Annotated in this window: 2 protein-coding genes; both read left to right on the top strand. The window is 63.6% G+C overall.

Going from position 1 to position 2,215, the window contains the following annotated elements:
* Nucleotides 1-892: metallophosphoesterase (locus tag B5F84_RS09660; protein WP_204205559.1), on the top strand; the 892-nt coding region annotated here is incomplete at its 5' end.
* A gap of 3 nt (nt 893-895) precedes the next feature.
* Nucleotides 896-2,038: a YibE/F family protein gene (locus tag B5F84_RS09375; RefSeq protein WP_087323318.1), complete on the top strand. Its 1,143-nt coding sequence runs from the start codon at nt 896-898 to the stop codon at nt 2,036-2,038.
* The last annotated feature ends 177 nt before the right edge of the window (nt 2,039-2,215 follow it).

The raw sequence follows: 2,215 nt of genomic DNA, 5'->3' as shown, positions 1-2,215 counted from the left end.
CTCCGGCGACTACTGGTTCACCTACAACGGCGTGCTCTTCATGTCCCTTAACTCCAATGACATGAACACGAGCGAGCACAAGGCGTTCATGAAGGAGGCCATCGCCGCCAACCCCGACGCCAACTGGAAGATCGTGACCTTCCACCACTCGGTCTACTCCGTCGCGAGCCACACCGCCGACGGTGACATCCTCCAGCGCCGCTCCGAGCTCCCCGCAGTCTTCTCCGAGCTCGACATCGACGCCGTGCTCATGGGCCACGACCACGTCTACACGCGCACGTACCTGATGGACGGCACGACCCCGCTCATCACCGACGAGGTCCAGTCCGAGATTACCGACCCCGAGGACGGCCAGGTTCTCTACATCACGGCCAACTCCGCCTCCGGCTCCAAGTACTATGACATCCAGAACCTCCCGCAGAACACCTTCGCCGCTGTCCAGGACCAGTCCAAGCGCGAGAACATGACGCGCGTCGAGGTGACCGAGGACTCCCTCACCTTCACCACCTACTTCACGGATGACGCCCAGGTGACGAGCGACGACGTCCTCGACACGGTCACCATCCAGCGCACCGACGCAGGCGAGCAGAACCCCGGCGGCGAGCAGGGCGGCTCCCAGGTCCCGGGCGGCGAGCAGGGCGGCTCCCAGGTCCCGGGCGGCGAGCAGGGCGGCTCCCAGGTCCCGAGCGATGGGCTGAACCCTGGCGGTAACCAGGGGTCTACGGTTGCCGACGGCACCACCAAGCCCGCAGGTTCCACCATGGGGCAGGGCACCCTTCCGCAGACGGGTGACGCCCTTGTTGCCCCGGCCACCATCACTACCATGGCTGCAGCCGGACTGGCCGCGGTTGCGGTTCGCAAGACCATCATTATGAGAAGGAAGAACAACTAGCCCATGAAGAAGCGCCTGCTTGAATCGTCGGACGTCGCCGTCATTGCCGCCATCGTCCTGTGCGTTGCCGCCGTGCTCTGGTGGATGCGCTCAAACCCGATTGACTTCACATCGCTGGACACGGGGGGCATCAGCTACCCGGCGGGAACCGTGACCGAGGTCATATCCGAGGACCTCGAGCCGACTCCGTACGATTCAAGCAGGCGGTGGGGTTCTCAGGAGCTTCGCGTGAGGATCGAGGACGGCGAGCTGGCCGGCCAGGAAGTCGAGATTCACAACGAGGTCAACGACACGCACAACATCATCTGCGAGGCGGGGACCCGTGTTGTGGTTAGGCTTGAGAGCCAGGAGGGTCTGGAGCCCTATTTCAGCATCTATAACTACAACAGGGGGCTCGGCATCCTAGGCCTCGTCCTCGTGTTTGCCGCCTTTATGGTGGCGGTGGGGCGCACCAAGGGACTTCGAAGCCTCATCGGGCTCTCCTTCGCCATCTTCTTGATCGGCTGCTTCATGCTTCCCGCGTTCTATCACGGCTACCCCGTCATTCCGGTTACGGTGGGCGTCGCGCTCGCCATCACGGTGAGCTCCATGACGCTGCTCAACGGATGGAGCGCCAAGACGCGCGTGTCCATTCTGGCCACGATCTCGGGCATACTCGTGGCAGCAGTGTTCTACCTGGCCTTCTCGGCGATTCTGCACGTGGGCGGCTACAACATGGATGCGGCGGAAGACCTGATCTTCCTGCGACAGCGCGTTAATTTCCAGTTGAGCGACATCCTCTTCACCTGCGTTCTCATCTCGTCGCTCGGCGCCGTGCTCGACATGACGATGTCGGTGACGACGGCGCTCTTCGAGGTGAAGCAGGTCCATCCTGCCGCCACAGCCAAGGAGCTGTTCCGCGCGGGCATGGAGATGGGGCAGGACATGACGGGAACCATGAGCACGACGCTCATCCTGGCCTTTGCCGGCTCCGCCATCACGACGCTCCTGTCGCTTCTGACGTATGGCACCCAGGTCAACCAGCTGCTCAACTCAGACTATCTCACCCTCGAGCTCTTCCAGAGCCTCGTCGGCAGCATAGCGGTCGTTCTTGCCGTACCCCTGGCCTCGGCCTTCTCCGCCCGCGCCTTCGTCTCGCGCCAGTAGATCCCCAGGCCCCCTCGCCCCCATTTGTGTAGGAAATGTGTGCGCCCCGATTCCCGCCCCCGGCGGGCGCCGGGGCGCGTATAGTTAATCCCCGCGCAGCGCCGCCGGCGAGGAGCCGGGGCCGCGCGGCGAACCTTGAAAACCGGATACTGCGATCGAAGAGATCGACGAGACAGA

The organism is Olsenella sp. An290, from assembly GCF_002159535.1.
In the GTDB taxonomy this organism is placed as follows: domain Bacteria; phylum Actinomycetota; class Coriobacteriia; order Coriobacteriales; family Atopobiaceae; genus Thermophilibacter.
Note: the sequence above shows the minus strand (reverse complement) of the source record. Positions and strands in the feature narration are given on the sequence as shown.